Annotated in this window: 1 protein-coding gene; it reads right to left on the bottom strand. The window is 69.4% G+C overall.

Annotated features, from left to right (window positions below):
* Positions 1-115: 115 nt before the first annotated feature.
* Positions 116-415, bottom strand: a 300-nt coding sequence (locus RMP09_RS03865; RefSeq protein ID WP_310564687.1) for a diacylglycerol kinase, incomplete at its 5' end; no start/stop codon positions are given.

Raw genomic sequence — 415 nt, 5'->3', positions numbered from 1 at the left:
ACCCAGACCCTGTGGCCACTTCTCGCCGCCGTCGCCATCGCGCTGGCGGCTCGGGCGTGGGCCAGGCGTCGGCGCTGATGTCGCGACTTCGGCGTTGCTGCCCGGCGGCGTCGCTTCAGCCAGTCCGCAAGGCGGCCAGGCGAGGCCACAGTTCCATCAGTTCCACCACGAGCACGATGGCCCAGGCCAGGATCGCGATGCCGGTGGCGGCGGCCGCGACGTCCTTGATGATGCCGATCTTGTCGTTGTGGCGCGTTTCGACGAAGTCGCACAGCGCCTCGATCGCGGTGTTGAAGATCTCCGCCGCCAGCACGACGCCGGTGGCCAGCAGGATGACCGCGGCGTCCACCCAGGCGCGCAGCCACAGCGCCAGGCCCAGCACCAACAGCGACAACACGGCCTTGTAGAGCACGCT

The sequence above is a fragment of the Hydrogenophaga sp. genome (assembly GCF_031426985.1).
In the GTDB taxonomy this organism is placed as follows: domain Bacteria; phylum Pseudomonadota; class Gammaproteobacteria; order Burkholderiales; family Burkholderiaceae_C; genus Hydrogenophaga.
Note: the sequence above shows the minus strand (reverse complement) of the source record. Positions and strands in the feature narration are given on the sequence as shown.